Annotated in this window: 16 protein-coding genes; 6 read left to right on the top strand and 10 right to left on the bottom strand. The window is 66.5% G+C overall.

The window, feature by feature from the left end; all coding sequences use genetic code 11:
• Positions 1–789 (bottom strand): ABC transporter permease, encoded by a 789-nt coding sequence (locus tag ISP25_RS12215; RefSeq protein ID WP_404614203.1) that lies wholly within the window; start codon positions 787–789, stop codon positions 1–3.
• Positions 786–1541, bottom strand: a complete 756-nt coding sequence (locus ISP25_RS12210; protein WP_404614201.1) for an ABC transporter ATP-binding protein — start codon at positions 1539–1541, stop codon at positions 786–788. Before ISP25_RS12210 ends, ISP25_RS12215 begins: the two co-directional genes overlap by 4 nt.
• 168 nt (positions 1542–1709) lie before the next feature.
• Here ISP25_RS12210 and ISP25_RS12205 point away from each other — a divergent pair, with 168 nt between their 5' ends.
• Positions 1710–2900 (top strand): DesA family fatty acid desaturase, encoded by a 1191-nt coding sequence (locus tag ISP25_RS12205; protein ID WP_404614199.1) that lies wholly within the window; start codon positions 1710–1712, stop codon positions 2898–2900.
• Positions 2901–2976: 76 nt separating this feature from the next.
• Here the strand turns inward: ISP25_RS12205 and ISP25_RS12200 are convergent, their stop codons facing one another.
• Positions 2977–3498: a DUF3016 domain-containing protein gene (locus ISP25_RS12200; protein ID WP_404614197.1), complete on the bottom strand. Its 522-nt coding sequence runs from the start codon at positions 3496–3498 to the stop codon at positions 2977–2979.
• A gap of 146 nt (positions 3499–3644) precedes the next feature.
• Here ISP25_RS12200 and ISP25_RS12195 point away from each other — a divergent pair, with 146 nt between their 5' ends.
• Positions 3645–4763, top strand: coding sequence for a saccharopine dehydrogenase family protein (locus ISP25_RS12195; RefSeq protein WP_404614195.1), 1119 nt, complete (start codon positions 3645–3647; stop codon positions 4761–4763).
• Here the strand turns inward: ISP25_RS12195 and ISP25_RS12190 are convergent.
• From ISP25_RS12190 to rpmB, 4 genes are all read right to left on the bottom strand, one after another.
• On the bottom strand, positions 4753–5178 hold the full coding sequence (locus ISP25_RS12190; RefSeq protein ID WP_404614194.1) for a thiol-disulfide oxidoreductase DCC family protein: 426 nt from the start codon (positions 5176–5178) through the stop codon (positions 4753–4755). The genes ISP25_RS12195 and ISP25_RS12190 overlap by 11 nt on opposite strands.
• The gene (locus ISP25_RS12185; RefSeq protein WP_404614192.1) at positions 5168–5716 is read right to left on the bottom strand and encodes a DUF4166 domain-containing protein; all 549 of its coding nucleotides are present in this window, start codon (positions 5714–5716) and stop codon (positions 5168–5170) included. Before ISP25_RS12185 ends, ISP25_RS12190 begins: the two co-directional genes overlap by 11 nt.
• Before the next feature lie 161 nt (positions 5717–5877).
• Complete coding sequence (gene rpmG / locus ISP25_RS12180; protein ID WP_181303365.1) at positions 5878–6045, bottom strand: 50S ribosomal protein L33; 168 nt, start codon at positions 6043–6045, stop codon at positions 5878–5880.
• Positions 6046–6056: 11 nt separating this feature from the next.
• Positions 6057–6293 carry a 50S ribosomal protein L28 gene (gene rpmB, locus ISP25_RS12175; protein WP_192107688.1) on the bottom strand — a complete coding sequence of 79 codons (237 nt, stop codon included), beginning with the start codon at positions 6291–6293 and terminating at the stop codon, positions 6057–6059.
• Between the two features lie 280 nt (positions 6294–6573).
• Between rpmB and secB the strand changes: the two genes are divergently transcribed.
• The 4 genes from secB to ISP25_RS12155 all read left to right on the top strand — a co-directional run bounded on the left by secB (position 6574) and on the right by ISP25_RS12155 (position 12114).
• Entirely contained in the window at positions 6574–7086 is a 513-nt protein-coding gene (secB, locus tag ISP25_RS12170) for a protein-export chaperone SecB (protein ID WP_192155730.1), read from the top strand.
• Between the two features lie 7 nt (positions 7087–7093).
• Positions 7094–8119, top strand: a complete 1026-nt coding sequence (locus tag ISP25_RS12165) for an NAD(P)H-dependent glycerol-3-phosphate dehydrogenase (protein WP_404614189.1) — start codon at positions 7094–7096, stop codon at positions 8117–8119.
• 280 nt (positions 8120–8399) lie between these two features.
• Positions 8400–11402 carry a DEAD/DEAH box helicase gene (locus ISP25_RS12160; protein ID WP_404614187.1) on the top strand — a complete coding sequence of 1001 codons (3003 nt, stop codon included), beginning with the start codon at positions 8400–8402 and terminating at the stop codon, positions 11400–11402.
• 154 nt (positions 11403–11556) lie between these two features.
• Entirely contained in the window at positions 11557–12114 is a 558-nt protein-coding gene (locus ISP25_RS12155; protein WP_404614185.1) for a CPBP family intramembrane glutamic endopeptidase, read from the top strand.
• A gap of 520 nt (positions 12115–12634) precedes the next feature.
• On the opposite strand, the gene ISP25_RS12150 is transcribed toward ISP25_RS12155, so the two are convergent.
• The 3 genes from ISP25_RS12150 to glk all read right to left on the bottom strand — a co-directional run bounded on the left by ISP25_RS12150 (position 12635) and on the right by glk (position 16280).
• Positions 12635–14389 (bottom strand): glucan ABC transporter ATP-binding protein/ permease, encoded by a 1755-nt coding sequence (locus ISP25_RS12150; protein ID WP_404614183.1) that lies wholly within the window; start codon positions 14387–14389, stop codon positions 12635–12637.
• Between the two features lie 176 nt (positions 14390–14565).
• Positions 14566–15249: an HAD family hydrolase gene (locus tag ISP25_RS12145; RefSeq protein WP_404614181.1), complete on the bottom strand. Its 684-nt coding sequence runs from the start codon at positions 15247–15249 to the stop codon at positions 14566–14568.
• A gap of 17 nt (positions 15250–15266) precedes the next feature.
• Entirely contained in the window at positions 15267–16280 is a 1014-nt protein-coding gene (glk, locus tag ISP25_RS12140; RefSeq protein WP_192155709.1) for a glucokinase, read from the bottom strand.
• Positions 16281–16410 lie beyond the last annotated feature (130 nt).

The following is a 16410-nucleotide window of genomic DNA, read 5'->3' as shown; positions in this document are numbered from 1 at the left end:
TCAGCCGCGCTCCCTGTCGGCAGCCAGGCGGCGCGTGGCGAGTGCGAGGCACACCGCGATCAGCAGCACGAACCACACGATGTCGGTGGTGGAGACCAGCCCGCGCAGCAGGTTCTGCTCGTGTGTGCTCATCGCCAGCCAATTGATGATGCCGCTGTTGAGGCCGGCCATTTGCGCGCCGAGATTCACCGTAAATAGAGCCAGTCCCAACATCAATGTGGCAGTTGCGGCAATTGCTGGCAGCGAAGTGAAGGCGGAGCAGGCGATGCCAATTGCACCTAGTGTGGCCAACGTCAACAACAATCCAAGCGCAGCAGCGGCGAACTTTCCCCAGTCCAAATGTGTGCCATGGATAAGGCTCAGCGGCATGGCGAGTACCAGTGCCAGCCAGAGCAATAGCCATATAAGCATTGCGAAGTATTTGCCAAGCACGATCTTCGATGGTGCTAGTCCGCTGGCATAGAGCAGCGGCAATGTCCCATTGGCGCGATCGCCGGCCAACGAGGACATGGTGAGAAGCGGCACGATCAATAACGCCAGCTCGGTGAGGCCGAACGGAAGGATGCTGATGGTCAGTGTGCTGCTGAGTAGCGGCACACCCACCAGATCCGTATAGCCTGGTCCGTCCGGCAATGCAGCGAGTTTTATCTGGTTGCCGAGGAAATTGCCGAGCAGCAGGATGAAACGCCAAGCCAACTCGGTCAGTGTCAGTGCGGCAAGTACCCAAGCTAAGGGGCGGACGAACAGCCGGCGCAACTCCAGACGAAATACCTCGAACATCGAGCTCATGCTGCTTGTGCCTTACCGTTGTTCATGGCGATATCGAAGAACGTACGCTCCAGCGCCGCATGGTCGTCGCCACGCACAGAGCCTTCGTAACGCAGCTGTCCTTCGTGCAGGATCGCCACGCGGTCGCATATCGCGGTGACTTCGACGAGCACATGCGTGGAGAGGATCACCGCCGTGCCTGCGGTGGCCTGTTCGCGGATCAGCTTGCGCAGCGCGCCGACCTGCACCGGGTCCAGCGCATTCGCCGGTTCGTCCAGCACCAGCAGGGCCGGGCGATGCAGCAAAGCGCAGGCCAGTCCGAGACGCTGACGCTGGCCTTGCGAGAGCGCACCCGCCAGCCGGCGCGCCAGCGGCAACAGTTCCAGCCGTTCGACGATGGCTTCCCGTGCGCCGCGCAAGGCGTCGCCACGCAGGCCGCGCAGGCGGGCGTGGGCGTCCAGGTGTTCGGTCACGGTGAGTTCCGGCCATACCGGTGCACGTTCAGGCAGCCAGCCGATCAGGCGCCGTGCCAGCTCGGGTTGTTCCAGGAAATCGTCGCCGTTCAGGCGGATCGAGCCGCTGTCCGGTCGCAGTGCGCCGGCGATCATCGCCAGCGTGGTGGACTTGCCGGCGCCATTGACCCCCAGCAAGCCAAGTACCTGGCCGGGCGCCAGACTGAGGCTGAGATCCTGCACTGCCGCGCGGCCGGCGCGGCGGCGGGCGACCTGTTCGAGTTGCAGGACGGGGGGTGCGGCGGCTTGGGCGGCGGTCATCCCGCGATTGTCGACGCGGCCCCGGTTTCACACAACCTGCGACGGTCACGGTTAACGAAATCACAAGTGACCGTCACCTAGTATGTCCGATCACCGTGCAACATGCTGGCGAGTACGGCAAACCCTCGCCTAGACTGCACTTTAGAACCCGTCCCGAGTCCCGTCCCGATGCTCGATTCCGTGCTTAATTTCCTGTCCCACGGCCTGACCCACGCCAGTTGGGTCAGCATGCTGGTCTACCTGCTGGTGGTCACCCAGCTCACCATTTTCACGGTGACGCTGTACCTGCACCGCAGCCAGACCCATCGCGGCGTGGATTTCCACCCGGCGCTGGCGCACTTCTTCCGCTTCTGGGGCTGGCTCAGCACCGGCATGGTCACCAAGGAGTGGGTGGCGGTGCACCGCAAGCACCACGCCAAGGTGGAGACCGAGGAAGACCCGCACAGCCCGGTGATCTTCGGCATCAAGAAGGTGTTCTGGGACGGCGTGTCGCTGTATCGCGACGCGTGTGCGTCGAAGGAAGACATGCAGCAGTACGGCCGTGGCACGCCGGACGACTGGGTCGAGCACAAGGTCTATGGCGCGCACCCGTACTGGGGTCCGTCGCTGATGCTGATCGTCGACCTCGCGCTGTTCGGCGTGATCGGCGCGGCGATCTGGGCCGTGCAGATGGTTTGGATCCCGTTCTGGGCCGCGGGCTTCGTCAACGGCGTCGGCCATTGGGCCGGCTACCGCAATTTCGAAAGCGCCGATACTTCGCGCAACCTGATTCCCTGGGGTTTCTGGATCGGCGGCGAAGAGCTGCACAACAACCACCATGCCTTCCCAAGCTCGGCCAAGTTCGCGCTGCGCAAGTGGGAGTTCGACATCGGCTGGGCGGCGATCTGCGCCTTCCGTGCCATGGGCCTGGCCAAGGTGTTGCGCGTGGCGCCCACCCTGGATGTGCGCCCCAACGTACCGCTGCCCGACGCCGAGACGCTCAAGGCCGTACTCACTCACCGCTTCCTGGCGATGACCGACTACTACCGCAACGTGATCGTGCCCACGCTGCGCGAGGAAGCCGCGCAAGCCGGCGAAAACATCAAGGCCGTGCCGCGCCGCCTGCGTCGCGCGCTGGCTGATGGTGGGCGCTGGCTCGACACCGACAACAGCAGCAAGCTGCAGGCCGTGCTGGCCAAGCGCCCGACCCTGCAGACCGTATGCGACTTCCGCAACCGTCTCGCCATCCTGATGGAGCAGCGCGGTGCCGAGCAGGCGCTCAAGGGCCTGCAGCAGTGGATCGTCGAAGCCGAGCAGAGCGGCATCCGCACGCTGCAGGATTTCGCCGGCCGCCTCAAGGGTTACGCGGTCGCTGCCTGATTCGCATCACGCTTCGCAAACAAAAGGCCCGCCGGAAGGCGGGCCTTTTGTTTGGCGCAACGACAAATGCGCGGCCTCAGAGCTGGTCAGGCCCTTTGCGCAGCCAGCGATCGAGCAATGCTTTCTCATAGCGCAGGCTGTCGGTCTCCGAGGTGTTGATGCTGTCGGAGAGGAAAGCCGGATCGCGCAGCTTGCGCGTGCCTTCGCGCAGCACCTTGCCGTCGGCGTCGAGCAACTGGAAGCGCAGATCGATGCGTGGGGGGTAGATGTCCTTGACGATGCGCACCTCGTGCAACGGACCGGGGCGCCACGGCTCGAAATTGCCGGCGCGATCGATGTCGGTTACCACGATGGCCAGGCGATCGCCCGGCGGTAGCATCCTGCTGGCGCGGTTCTCGATGTACGACTTCAACACCTTCAGGTAATCGTCGTCGTCAAGCTGGGGCGCCAGCGAGCGCAGCTTGTGCGTTTCGGTGAACTGCTCGGGGTGGTCATAGGTGACGGTGACATTGGTGGATGCTGCGTTTCCCGCCATCGCCGGCGCTCCGAGCAGCGTCAGGGCGGCAAGCAGCATATGCAGGACGATGCGACGGTTCATGGCGGTTTCCTCCGACGCGGGCGATATCGCCCGGATAGGCAAGATAACGCCGCTGCGGCATGGCGGTGTACTGCGTCGGTTTTTCCGTGGAGGCGCACCCGTGGCAAGCTCCAGGGATCCATGGCGCATAAACGGGAAGACTAAGGATGGGGTTGCGGGTGGTCGTTCTTGGCGCGACCGGCGTGTTCGGTTCGCGCATCGCGGCAAGGCTTGCGCACGATGAACGCTTCGAGCTGCTGCTGGCCGGGCGTCGCGTGGCGATGCTGGAAGAGTTGCGCGCGACCATCGGCGATGCGCGCGTGCGTATCCATGCGCTGGACACGGCGGCCGCGGATTTTCCGGCGGAATTGGCCGCATTGCGGCCGCAGCTGGTGATCCATGCTGCCGGGCCGTTCCAGGGGCAGGACTATCGGGTCGCGGAGCCATGCATCGATGCCGGTAGCGATTACGTCGATCTTGCCGACGGTCGCGATTTCGTCAGCGGCTTTTCCCGTCTCGACGAACGCGCGCGCCGAGAGGGGTGCCTGCTGGTCAGCGGCGCATCCAGTGTTCCGGCGCTGAGTTCGGCCGTCGTGGATGCGTTGTTGCCGGAGTTCGGCGCGCTGGACACCATCGAGCATGCGATCAATCCCGGCAACCGCACGCCGCGTGGCGATGCCACGGTCGCGTCCATCCTCGGCTATTGCGGACGGCCCGTCTGGCTTTGGCGCGATGGTCGTTGGGAGGTGGCGCATGGCTGGATGGACAGCCGGCGCCAGTGGTTTCCGTTCGGGTACCGCCGCGTGGGTATTTGCGATATTCCGGACCTGGAGTTGTTCCCTGCGCGTTATCCGCAGGTGCTTTCGGTGGTCTTCCGCGCGGGCCTGGAGCTGCCCCTGCTGCAATGGGCCACTTGGGCCATGGGCGTACTGGTGCGGTTCGGGCTCATCCGCGACCTTGCGCGACATGCCCCCGCATTGCGGCGCGTGAGCGAGTGGTTCATGCGCTTCGGTTCGGATGTCGGCGGCATGGCGGTGGAATTGCGCGGCACCGACGGGCAAGGCAGGCCGCTGCATTTGTGCTGGCGGTTGGACGCAGCCGAGGGCGACGGGCCGCAGGTGCCAGTGACCCCGGCAATCGTGCTCGCGCGCCGGCTGGCGGACGGCCTGGTGGAGGCCACGGGCGCGATGCCCTGCATGGGCCTGCTCACGCTGGAGCAGATCGTCGAAGGGTTCGACGGCTTCGCGTTGCGTACCGGTATCCGGACGATGCCGGTCAGTCGATGAAGCGCCACGCCTGGTCCGGCTCCGGCAAGCGGCAATGCGCACGCCGGCCGAACAGGCGATAGCGGTGGCGGGCGATCCAGCGATAGGCCGGGTCGCGCAGGAAGCGGGGGATCAAGCGCAGCGTCGTGCCCGCCGCTCGCCACGGCATACCCAGCTGGCCCAGCACGCGGGCGATGGCGTTGGTGTCGCTGTAGCCCTGCCCCTGGTCGACCAGCAGGAACGACACCGGATCGTCCGGCGACAGGCCGTGCGCGATGAGCAAGGCGCGTCCCTGCTGCCCCTGCATGGCTGCCAGCCGGAAGCGCCCGGCTCGGTCGTGGCGCAGGATGAAGTCCACCCAGCGGCTGCAGAGCACGCAGACGCCGTCGAAGACGATGACGGGATGTTCGGGAGGTGGCGCGGCCTCAGGCGACATGATCGATCTCCAGCCAGCCGCAGTAAGCGACGAGTCGGCCGACCAGCGGCAGGCGCACGTCGATGTCGAAGGCGTAACGGCCGCCGCGCATGCCGCTGCGCGACAGCACCGTGCCGCAGAGGGCGCGCGGCAGCGGCAGTCCGAGCAGGCGCACGCCTTGCAGTTGCCATTCGATCGCGTCGTCGTCGCGGTGCAGGGTGAAGCAAAGGGTCACGGGGCCGAGTCGTTCGTGTAATTGTCCATCGGTGCCGGCGCGTAGCATCGAGCGCATGCTGCTGCGGCGGAAACGGCGGCTCCAGCGTTCGTGCGCGACATTCCGTTCGATGGTGACGGTGATGGCTTGCCCCGCGCCTGGTTCGGGCAGGGTCAGCACGCGCCGAAGCAGGCGGGCGGCCAGGTGGCTTGCGCCGGTGACATCGGCTTTGCCGCTGGCCTGGACGATGCGGCCTTCGGCGTGCATGCGTTGCACGGCGGCCCCCAGCCGCGGCCAGTCGGCGGCTGGCAGCAGGGTGCGGAACAGGGCGGTGGAAGATGGCATGGATGCGATCTTCCGGGGGGCGCTGGCCGGGGGCAAGCGATGACGTTTGGCGGGAGCATGAAAAAGCCCGCCTGGCGGCGGGCTTTTGAGTACTTCACTGGATCCCGGCTTTCGCCGGGATGAGCAACGATGCTCCAAGCGCAAGGCGCTTGGATCGTTGCTCACTTGATCTTGCCTTCCTTGTAGATCACGTGCTTGCGCACGACCGGATCGTACTTCTTGAACTCGAACTTTTCCGGCGTGTTCTTCTTGTTCTTCTGCGTGGTGTAGAAGTGGCCGGTACCGGCCGAAGAAATCAGGCGGATCTTGTCGTTTGCACCCTTAGCCATGACTGTTCTCCTTAGACCTTCTCACCGCGGGCACGCAGCTCGGCGATCACGGCCTCGATGCCCTTCTTGTCGATGGTGCGCAGCGCGTGGTTGGAAACGCGCAGCTTGACCCAGCGGTTCTCGCTGGCGACCCAGAAGCGACGCTCGTGCAGGTTCGGCAGCCAGCGGCGGCGGGTCTTGTTGTTCGCGTGCGAGACGTTGTTGCCGGTCTGCACACCCTTCTTGGTGACTTGGCAAATGCGGGCCATGATGAGCTCCGTAATGTTCTGTTGACCGCCCGTTGGCCAGGGCGACATCGGCCCAGCGGCGCCTTGCGCCACGCGATGCTGGAGGGTGTTGCGCTTGCTTCGCCGCGAGGTCCGCATCGCGTGGCGGACTCCCCGAACGGAGTCGGGTCGGCATGGTGAGCCGCGCATTATCCAGCAAAAACAGGCTCGTGCGCAATCCATCGGATCGACCGCGGGTGCATGCGGCCGGCAGGTATGAAACAATCAAGCTCTTTTGACGCCAGAACCATCGAGGATTCCCATGGCAGAAGTCGCCTCCAACGGCCAGTCCAGCGCGCAGGGCGGCATGCCGCAGCTGGTGCTGCAGAAGATCTACGTGAAGGATGTTTCCTTCGAGGTGCCGGGTGCGCCGCAGATCTTCCAGGAATTTTCCGGCGAGCCCGACCAGGCCGCGCCGCAGGTGCAGCTGAACCTGGGCCACAAGGCCATGGATCTGGGCAACGGCTTGTACGAGGTGGTGCTCAGCGTCACCCTGACCTGCACGTTGGGCGAGCGTACCGCCTACCTCGCCGAGGTGGAGCAGGCCGGGCTGTTCGGCATCGCCGGCTTCGGCGCTGACGAACTCTCCGGCGTGATCGGCAGCTACTGCCCGAACCTGCTGTTCCCCTATGCGCGTCAGGTGATTTCCTCGATGGTGCTGGAGGGTGGCTTCCCGCCGTTCCTGCTGCAGCCGATCAACTTCGACGCCCTGTACGCCGAACAGCAGCGTCGCATGGCCGGCGGCGGGGACGCACCGTTCCAGCTCAACAGCTGAGCCCTGCATGACGCAGCATCCGACCCTGGCGGTACTCGGTGCCGGTTCCTGGGGCACAGCGCTGGCCGCGCTCACGGCACGCAATCGCGTGCCGACGCGGCTGTGGGGACGCGACCCCGACGCGCTGGCCGCGATGGCTACGGCGCGCTGCAACCAGCGCTACCTGCCGGGCATCGAGCTGCCCGCGGCGCTGGGCTACGAGCCGGATCTGACCGCCGCCGTACGTGACGCCGCCGTGGTACTGCTGGTGGTGCCCAGCCATGCATTCGCCGCGATGCTGGATGATGTGGCGCCCCTGCTGGCTCCCGGCACCACGCTGGTCTGGGCCACCAAGGGCTTCGAACCGGGCACCGGGCGTTTCCTGCACGAGCTGGTGGCGCAGCGACTGCCGGGCCATCCGGCGGCGGTCATCACCGGTCCTTCGTTCGCCAAGGAAGTCGCGGCCGGTTTGCCCAGTGCGGTTACGGTGCATTCGGAAGACGCCGCCTGCGCGCAGCGCGTCGCCAACTTGCTGCACGCTCCCAACCTGCGCGCCTATACCGGTGGCGACATGCTGGGCGCCGAACTCGGCGGCGCGATGAAGAACGTGCTGGCGGTAGCCACCGGCATCGCCGACGGCATGGCGCTGGGCCTCAACGCCCGCGCCGGCCTGATCACCCGTGGCATGAACGAGATGCTGCGCCTCGGCGTGGCGCTGGGTGCACGGCCGGAAACACTGATCGGCCTCTCGGGCCTTGGCGACCTGGTGCTCACCTGCACGGGCGATCTTTCGCGCAACCGCCGGCTGGGCCTCGCGCTGGGCAAAGGCATCGCCATCGACGAGGCGGTGCGCCAGATTGGCCAGGTGGTGGAAAGCGTGCTCGCCGCCGACGAGGTGGCGCGCCTGGCCGACCAGCATGCGCTGGACCTGCCCATCAGTGCCGGCGTGCGCGCCGTGCTGCACGGCGAAGTCACGCCCGCGGAGGGTCTGAAGATGCTGATGGCGCGAGAGCAGAAGCCCGAATACCCGCACGGCTTGTTCGGCAACGCCTGACCCTGGCTGCGCGTGTGGCTTGCTTGTAGCTCGTCATTCCAGCGCAGGCCGGACAAGTGCTCCGCGCGCAGAACGCCCAAAGGGCGGCCCCAAAGGGGCGAGCGAAGCGGCTCATCCGGTGCTCGTCCAAGCCGCACAGCCACTGGATCCCGGCCTGCGCCGGGATGATAGGCAGAGTCTCGCTTGATCGAGTGTCGATCCGTCGTGCAGCCAATGCGTTCCCATAGGCAATCCGCCTGCTAAGCTCGGCGTTTTGGTCGTCGCCACGGGGCGCATGCGCATGCAGCAGCCGGACGGGAAACCACGCGCCACTTCGGTCGGCAACCTGCCGACGACCTGGCGGCATCTGCTGGAGACGCCCAAGGCGCCGGCCAGTGGTGAGTCCGTCGTGCTGGGCTTTTTCCTCGAGGTGATGCCGGACGACGGCGCCGCCGCGGCGCACCTCGACGTGGCCCCGGTGCTGTTGGCGGTGGGCGAGCATGGTCGCTATCTGCGGCCCACGCCCTTGGATGGTCATCTGCTGGTGCAGGCGCCACTGCCGCCGCACGAGCAGCGGCTCGCCGCCGCCGTGCTCGGTTTGCCGCAGAGCCAGCGCAAGAGCCGCAATTACGCGCGCCTGGGCGGCCATGTCGGCGACAGTCTGCTGATCGAGCTACTGGATACCGCGCCCTGTTTCCTCGGAGGCCTGGCCGGGTTAAGGCTGTCGCGGGGCCGCGCGCATGCGCTCAACTGGCACTGGCAGCTGGAGTCGGACGGCAGCCAGCGGTTGTTGCCGCAGTTGCCGCACAGCCAGCGCCTGCTGCGCATCGACGGCCTGTGGTATCTCGACGCCGAGCACGCCACGCTGGGACACCTGGAAGCCGCGCCCGAAGAGACGGCGTGGCTGGATCTGCCGCCGCTCAAGCACGACTACGGTCGCAGCCTGGCCGAGGCACTGCCGGGCAGCCGGCTGGCCGCGCGCATCCCGCCGCCGCAGGTGTTCGACGAATTGCAGCGTGCGGAATTGGCACCCAAGCCGGTGCTGACCCTGCATGCGCTGACCCGCCACGCGCGCCTTGCGGCCGGTACGTCGCCGTTGGCGTGGGCGAGGCTTTCCTTCGACTACGCGGGCGAGCGCCTGCCTGGGCGCGGCGGCGAGCCGCTGGTGCGCCGCGTGCGCAACGGCCAGTTGGTGGAGATCGCGCGTCGCCGCGCGGAAGAACTCGCCACCATGGAACACCTCGAGCGCGCCGGCCTCACGCCAGCCGTGGATACCGAAGGCCTGCCGTGGGACATGGCCGACACCTTGCCCGACGACGCCTGGCTGTTCCCCGGCACCGGCCACGCCGGCGCGCTGGAAGTGAACACGCCGGCGCGCTGGCTGGCGTTGCGTCCCAAGCTGGAAGCCGACGGCTTCGTGCTGGAGTACGCGCCGAGTTTTCCGTTCGAAGTGCTGGAAGGGCCGGTGCGCTGGTACGGGCAGGCGGCGGAAGATGCCGACGACCATGCCTTCGACCTGGAAATCGGCATCGAGCTGGAAGGCAAGCGCCACAACTTGTTGCCTGCGGTGGCGCAGGCGCTGGCCGACCATCAGCTCAATCTGAGCCCCGCACCGAACGAACCGGAAGATGCCGTGTGGTATGCGCCGGTGGACGAGCGTCGCCGCGTGCCGGTGCGGCTCAAGGAGTTGCGTGGCCTGCTGGCCCCGTTGGCCGAATACCTGGAAAAACCACGCAACAAGCTGCACCTGCCGCGCGTGCAGGCGGGGCGGCTGGATGAATTGGCACAGGCGCTGCCGAGCGATGGCGCGCTGGAAGCGCCGGAGACGCTGCGCGGCTTCACCACGCGCCTGCGCGATGCCGCCGAACGTGCCAGCGACGTCGTGCCTGCCGGCCTCACGGTGGAATTGCGGCCGTACCAGCGCGAAGGCCTGCGCTGGTTGAACGCACTGGCGGAAGCCGGCGTCGGTGGCGTGCTGGCTGACGACATGGGGCTGGGCAAGACCCTGCAGCTCATCACCCATTTGCTTGCGCTGAAGGAAGCCGGCGCGCTCAACCAGCCCGCACTGATTGTGGTGCCTACCAGCCTGATTCCGAATTGGCAGGCCGAGATCGCGCGCTTCGCGCCCGCGCTCAAGGTGCTTACCCTGCACGGCCCGCAGCGTGCGGATGCCTTCGCTCAGCTCGGCGCGCAGGACATCGTGCTCACCAGTTACGCGTTGCTGCCGCGCGACGTGCTGCCGCTGCGCAAGCAGCCGTTCGCGCTCATCGTGCTCGACGAGGCGCAGCAGGTGAAGAACCCGCGCACGCAGGCGCGCCGCGCCCTGCTCAGCCTGCGCACGCGCCGCCATGTCTGCCTCACCGGCACGCCGCTGGAAAACCACCTCGGCGAACTGTGGTCGCAGGTGGACCTTGCCGTGCCCGGCCTGCTGGGCGACGAGAACGCGTTCCGCCGCTACTACCGCGTGCCGATCGAGAAGCAGCGCGACGAGGAATGCCAGCAGCGCCTCAACCGCCGCCTTGCGCCGTTCATCCTCCGCCGCACCAAGGCGCAGGTGGCGTCGGAGTTGCCGCCGAAGACCGAGATCACCCGCCGCGTGGTGCTGGAAGGCCGCCAGCGCGAACTGTACGAAGGCCTGCGCCTGTCGCTGGCCGAGGAGCTGCGCGAAGTGATTGCCCAGCGCGGCATCCAGCACTCGGGCATCGTGGTGCTGGACGCGTTGCTCAAGTTGCGTCAGGTCTGCTGCGATCCGCGTCTGGTGAAGCTGGAGGCCGCGCGCGGTGTGCAGGGTTCGGCCAAGTTCGAGCTGCTGATGGACATGCTGCCGCCACTGCTCGACGAAGGCCGCAAGGTGCTGCTGTTCTCGCAGTTCACCGGCATGCTCAAGCTGATCGCGCAGGAGCTGGATCGCCGCCACATCCCCTATGTCACCCTCACCGGCGAAACGCGCGATCGCGCTACGCCGGTGCAGCAGTTCCAGCAGGGCGAAGTGCCGCTGTTCCTGCTCTCGCTCAAGGCCGGCGGCGTCGGCCTCAACCTCACCGCTGCCGATACCGTGATCCACTACGACCCGTGGTGGAATCCCGCCGCCGAGGCGCAGGCCAGCGACCGCGCGCACCGCATCGGTCAGGACAAGCCGGTGTTCGTGTTCCGCCTCATCACCGCCGCCACGGTGGAGGAGCGCATCGAGGAGCTGAAGGCGCGCAAGGCCGAACTCGCCGAAGCTGTGCTCGAAGGCGGCGGCAGCCGCGAGAAGCTCAGCTTCGACCAGGACGACCTGGACGCGCTGCTGGCACCGGGCTGACCGGCGCCTTGCAGGCTGCGCCTGCCCCTTCCGCATCCCTGAGTTATCGCTTGGCCATGGACGGACGTTCGCTCCTCCGTCCATTCTTGGATTGTGTGCAGACGACTCCCGATACGGAAAGTCTGGAGGCTATGCATGGGCTCCGAGGAAAAAGATGTACGTAGAGATCAGGCCCGGCTGCGAGACATGGCGTGCGCGTACCAGCGTGCCGCGCCACTGCCATGCCGGTGCTTATGCGGACGTTGTCCTCTCGGGCGGTTTCGAGGAGAGCGGCAGCAGCGGACGCTTCCGCGTGCGCGCCGGCGAAGTGCTGATCCACGACAGGTTTCATGCGCACCTCAACCGTTTCGAAATGAACGGAGCCGGCGTCATCGTGGTGCTGCTTTTCGCGCTGGCGCATATGGCGAGCTTCTGGACGCAACCGTGGCCGCTGGCGTTGGGCCAGCAACTCTATGCCATCGCGCTCGGCGTGCTTTACGCCTACTGGCTTGAGAAATCGGGCAGCATCGTCGCACCGATCATCGGTCACAACGTCAGCGACGTGACGGAATATCTGATCACGCTGGCGTGGCTCGGCGTGTTCTGGCTGTCGAGTTGGGATGCGAAGCGGTTGATCGTCCCGCGAGAAGTGGGCTCTCGATCGGAAGCGCACGGGTCGTCGGCGTGGGTCGCTTGCACTGCGCACTTCCTGCGAGAGGCGCAAACGCTTTGATGAAGACCATCGCATTCGCGCGGAACAAACTTGACCTGCTGCGGCAGTGCGCGACCTTCAAGGGCAGTATCTGCTGCGGACATCAACGTTGGATACAGACATGCGTCTTGCCGAGGCCGGCAGTGGATGCGCACGAAGCGTGTTGTGCCGCACGCAGATAATGTGACGAACACCGCGGTACCGGCATGCCGGGCTGAATTGCAGCGATAACCGGGCGATTTGGTATGAAGTTGGCTTGTTCCTAAGTGTCGAATACAGGCGCATCATCGGCGCCGTGACACACATACCTCGAGGGGGGCATGAACAAGCACATCTGGCACAAGGATTCGATCGGTTTCTGGTTTGCGGTCTGCGTTTATTTCAGTGCATCCGTCGGCTGGTTGATGGTGCATTTCCAGATCGTCCGCTGAGCACTTCCACCAACGGATTCGGAAGTGTTTCACCGCACGGGGTTCAACCACGTTGAACCCACGAGGCGCCATCTCCCTCGAAACGGGGACTGAGGCGGTTCGGGCACGCTCTATCTGGGTTCCTGCTCGTGCGCATCCGGCGCGAATTTGCCGTCCTCGGCCAGCCGCGCGAACAACCCGCCCCGGCGGATCAGCTCGTCGAAACGGCCCTGTTCCACCAGTCGACCTTGGTCCAGCACGAGGATCAGGTCGGCATTTCGCACGGTGGACAGGCGGTGCGCGATCACGAAGGTGGTACGGCCGCGGGTGAGCGCGTCCAGCGCACGCTGGATGCGCGCTTCGGTGGCGTTGTCCAGCGCGCTGGTGGCTTCGTCCAGCACCAGGATGGGTGCGTCCTTCAGCATCGCGCGGGCGATGGCGAGGCGCTGGCGTTCGCCGCCGGACAGCGAGCGGCCGCGTTCGGCGACCAGCGTCTCCAATCCTTCCGGCTTGCGCGCGATGAAGGCGGCGGCTTCGGCGGCGGCGACGGCTTTCTCGATGTCTTCCAGGCCCGCGTCAGGCTTTCCCACGCGCAGGTTGTCGAGGATGGAGCGGTAGAACATGCCCGGATCCTGGAACACCACGCCGATGTTCTGCCGCAGCGAGTCGAGTGTGACACTGCGGATGTCGTGGCCGTCGATGGTGACGATACCGCCGGAAGGATCGTAGGCGCGGTACAGCAGGCTCAGCGCGGTGCTCTTGCCGGCGCCGGTGGGGCCGACTAGGGCGATGGTGTCGCCCGGTGCGGCGCGGAAGCTCAGTTCATGCAAGGCCGGTTGCACCGGGTCATAGCCGAAGCTGACCTTGTCGAACACCACCTCGCCGCGCACGCGCGGCAGCGCGATGGCGTCCGCCGCGTCGACGATGGCCGGGCGCTGGTCGAGCACGGTGAAGAAGTCTTCCAGCGATTGCGTCTGGAAGAACAGCGTGGAGAGGAAGCCGGCGAATTGTTCGAGTCGGCCGATCAGCATGATCGCGAAGCCCACGAAACTGACGATGCCGCCGACCGTGATCTCGCCGCGCGCATGCAGCGAGGCACCCAGCGCGAAGATCGCCACGATGGTGAGCGTGCTGGCCGCACGGTTCAGCACCGACAGGATCGCCCAGCCGCGCAGCACCGGATACTGCGCAGCCAGCACCCGCGTCATCATCGATTTCAGCGCGGCGGCTTCGGCGCTCAGCCGGGTGAAGCTTTGCACCACGGTGACGTTGCCGAACACGTCGCCGGCGCGCGTGGCGATCTCGTTGTGCAATTCCTCCACCTCGCCCTGCGCCTTGTGTGTCCGGCGCACCGTGATCGCGTTGGAGATCGCGAAGCTGAGCATCAGCGCGATCATCAGCAGCGCCAGCTTCCAGTTCATCGCCAGCGCCACCGGCACCATCACGAAGAGTGACAGCAAGGTGGCCAGGTGTTCGCGGAAGAAGCTCAGCCACAGGTTGAACAGGTTGCTCACGCCGTTGTTCATGATCCGCGCGAGGCGACCGGTGTGGTATTCGCCATGGAAGGCCAGCGGCAGCGCGGCTGCATGCTCGAAGAAGGCCGCGATGGCGGCCAGCCGGCGCCGGTGCGCGAGGCGATCCGCATGCAGCGACGCCCACACCGCGGCCGTCACGCCGCCGAAGCCGACCAGTGCCCACAGCGTGATCAGCCGTGGTGCGTTGCCTGCATGGGGGGAGGAAAGCGCATCCACCACATGGCCGAACAGCACCGGCTCCAGGAAATACACGCCGGCCAGCACTAGGTTGGCTAATGTCAGCGCGATCGCCAGCTTCCGTTCCGGGGCGAGCAACGCGAGCACGCGCGCGTAGAGTCGCAGGATGGACATGGCTGTCGTCTCTCCTTGGCGCTCCTCAGATGGATCGGTCGAAGGCTTGGCTGGCGAGTCCCTGTTTCTTCGGGAGAGGGTGGCGACAGCCGGGTGAGAATGCAGTCAAAGCCGGACGTTGCGGCGTAACCAAAGACTCGCCGATCAACCCATCCCGGCGCGCGGCGGCGGGTCGCTCAGCTGCGTGCAGCCACCTCGTCGATGCGCTTCAGCATGTCAGCGGGATCCTCGTAGACGCGCAGCGCACCGGCGCGGGCGAGTTCGTCCTCGCCGTAGCCGCCGCTGAGCAGGCCCACGCCGATCGCGCGGGCGCGCTGCGCGGCGAGCATGTCCCACACGCTGTCGCCGACGACGATGGAGTGGAGCACGTCCACGCCCAGCCGCTCGGCGGCGGCGAGGAACAGGTCGGGATCAGGCTTGGCGTGGCGCACCTGGTCGCGCGTCACCACCGGCACCTTGGCGGGATCGACGCCCAGGGCATCGAGGTTGTGGATCGCGGTACGCATCTGGCCGCTGGTGGCGATGGCCCAGGGGATGTCCTGGTCGGTGAGATAGGCCAGCAGTTCGCGCGCGCCGGGCAACGGCTTCACCGCGCCTTGTGAGTGCAACCGGTTGAACGCTTCGGCGTGGGCGTCGTAGAGCCGCTGGCGGCGTTCCTCGGTGATGTCCAACCCCGTCTCGCGCAGCAGCACGCGGGTGAACAGGCCGCCGCTCATGCCGATGCGGCGATGGATGCGCCATACCGAGAGATCGATGCCTTCGGCATCCAGCGCTTCCTTCCACGCCAGCACGTGCTGGTAAACGCTGTCGACGAGGGTGCCGTCGAGATCGAACAGGAAGCTGGTGTTGCGGCGTGGCATGGGTGCGGTTCCGGCGGTCAGCGGCGCGGCAGCAGCGAGTGTCCCGCCGCGCGCAGCGCGATGGCCGCTGCGCCGAGCAGACCCGGTTCGGGATGGACGATTGCCAGCGTGGGTACGCGTTCCATTGTCTCGCGGAAGCGCCCCTTGGCCTCGAAGCGTTCGCGGAAGCCGCCGCGATGCAGCCATGGCAGCAGGAAGGGCAGCACGCCGCCGGTAAGGTACACGCCCTCCCATCCGCCCAGGCTGAGCACCAGGTCGCCGGCCACGCTGCCGAAGATGCCGGCCAGCGTTTCCACCGTGCGCACACACAACGGGTCGCTATGCGCCTCGGCGTGCGAGGTGATGTCCTCGGGCGTGTATTCCTCGGCCGGCTGGCCTGCGATGTCGGCCAGGGCGAGGTAGAGGTTCACCAGGCCGTTGCCGCAGATCATGCGTTCGTTGGAAACGCGGCCGAAGCGCGCATTGAGCCGGTGCAGGATCTCCACATCCTCGGTGGTGTGCGCGGCGAAGCCGGCATGGCCACCCTCGCTCTCCAGCACGATCCATTGCTCGTCGCGCCACAGCAGGCCGGCCACGCCCAGGCCGGTGCCCGGGCCCATCACCACGAAAGTCTGCGACTGCGGCTGGTCCAGCACCGGCGCGCTCAGTGGACCGACCGGCGACAGCGCGTCGGCGGCCAGCAGCGGTACCGCCATGCTCTGCGCGGCGAAGTCGTTCACCAGGTGCACGGCGTTCATGCCGAGCTCGGCCTGCAGCGTCGGTGCCGAAATCGCCCACGGGTTGTTGGTGACTTTCACCGTCTCGCCGTTGGCGATGCGGCCCGCCGCAGCGATCACCGCCTGCGATGCGCTGCAGCCGCTGTCGGCGAAATAGCGTCGTGCAGCATCGGCCAGCGAGTTGAAATCCTTGACGCGGTAGCGCCGGATACTGTCCATGCGCAGCGGAGTGGAGGTGTCGTCACCGGCCAGCGCGAACCGGACGTTGGTACCGCCCAGATCGGCGAGCAGGGTGGGGGAATTTCCATGGGGCATCGGGGAGAAACCTGCAGTAGCGCACAAGCACAAGCGGTAAGCGTGCCTTGTCAGGCCGGTGTACGTCCACTGTGTGCATACGTATGGAAGCTGGGCGCGACCACGCCGCGCACGGCGCAGGCCAGTTCTC

The sequence above is a fragment of the Rhodanobacter hydrolyticus genome (genome assembly GCF_044904645.1).
The sequence above is the reverse complement of the archived record's forward strand: the minus strand, read 5'-3'. Positions and strand labels throughout refer to the sequence as shown.

What these genes read in the sequence shown, in the direction of transcription:
- ISP25_RS12190 (WP_404614194.1), bottom strand. Translation starts at nt 5,178, where the DNA reads ATGTCGCCTGAGGCCGCGCCACCTCCCGAACATCCCGTCATCGTCTTC.
- ISP25_RS12215 (WP_404614203.1), bottom strand. Translation starts at nt 789, where the DNA reads ATGAGCTCGATGTTCGAGGTATTTCGTCTGGAGTTGCGCCGGCTGTTC.
- ISP25_RS12160 (WP_404614187.1), top strand. Translation starts at nt 8,400, where the DNA reads ATGCAGCAGCCGGACGGGAAACCACGCGCCACTTCGGTCGGCAACCTG.
- glk (WP_192155709.1), bottom strand. Translation starts at nt 16,280, where the DNA reads ATGCCCCATGGAAATTCCCCCACCCTGCTCGCCGATCTGGGCGGTACC.
- rpmG (WP_181303365.1), bottom strand. Translation starts at nt 6,045, where the DNA reads ATGGCTAAGGGTGCAAACGACAAGATCCGCCTGATTTCTTCGGCCGGT.
- secB (WP_192155730.1), top strand. Translation starts at nt 6,574, where the DNA reads ATGGCAGAAGTCGCCTCCAACGGCCAGTCCAGCGCGCAGGGCGGCATG.
- ISP25_RS12150 (WP_404614183.1), bottom strand. Translation starts at nt 14,389, where the DNA reads ATGTCCATCCTGCGACTCTACGCGCGCGTGCTCGCGTTGCTCGCCCCG.
- ISP25_RS12200 (WP_404614197.1), bottom strand. Translation starts at nt 3,498, where the DNA reads ATGAACCGTCGCATCGTCCTGCATATGCTGCTTGCCGCCCTGACGCTG.
- ISP25_RS12205 (WP_404614199.1), top strand. Translation starts at nt 1,710, where the DNA reads ATGCTCGATTCCGTGCTTAATTTCCTGTCCCACGGCCTGACCCACGCC.
- ISP25_RS12145 (WP_404614181.1), bottom strand. Translation starts at nt 15,249, where the DNA reads ATGCCACGCCGCAACACCAGCTTCCTGTTCGATCTCGACGGCACCCTC.
- ISP25_RS12155 (WP_404614185.1), top strand. Translation starts at nt 11,557, where the DNA reads ATGTACGTAGAGATCAGGCCCGGCTGCGAGACATGGCGTGCGCGTACC.
- rpmB (WP_192107688.1), bottom strand. Translation starts at nt 6,293, where the DNA reads ATGGCCCGCATTTGCCAAGTCACCAAGAAGGGTGTGCAGACCGGCAAC.
- ISP25_RS12185 (WP_404614192.1), bottom strand. Translation starts at nt 5,716, where the DNA reads ATGCCATCTTCCACCGCCCTGTTCCGCACCCTGCTGCCAGCCGCCGAC.
- ISP25_RS12195 (WP_404614195.1), top strand. Translation starts at nt 3,645, where the DNA reads ATGGGGTTGCGGGTGGTCGTTCTTGGCGCGACCGGCGTGTTCGGTTCG.
- ISP25_RS12165 (WP_404614189.1), top strand. Translation starts at nt 7,094, where the DNA reads ATGACGCAGCATCCGACCCTGGCGGTACTCGGTGCCGGTTCCTGGGGC.
- ISP25_RS12210 (WP_404614201.1), bottom strand. Translation starts at nt 1,541, where the DNA reads ATGACCGCCGCCCAAGCCGCCGCACCCCCCGTCCTGCAACTCGAACAG.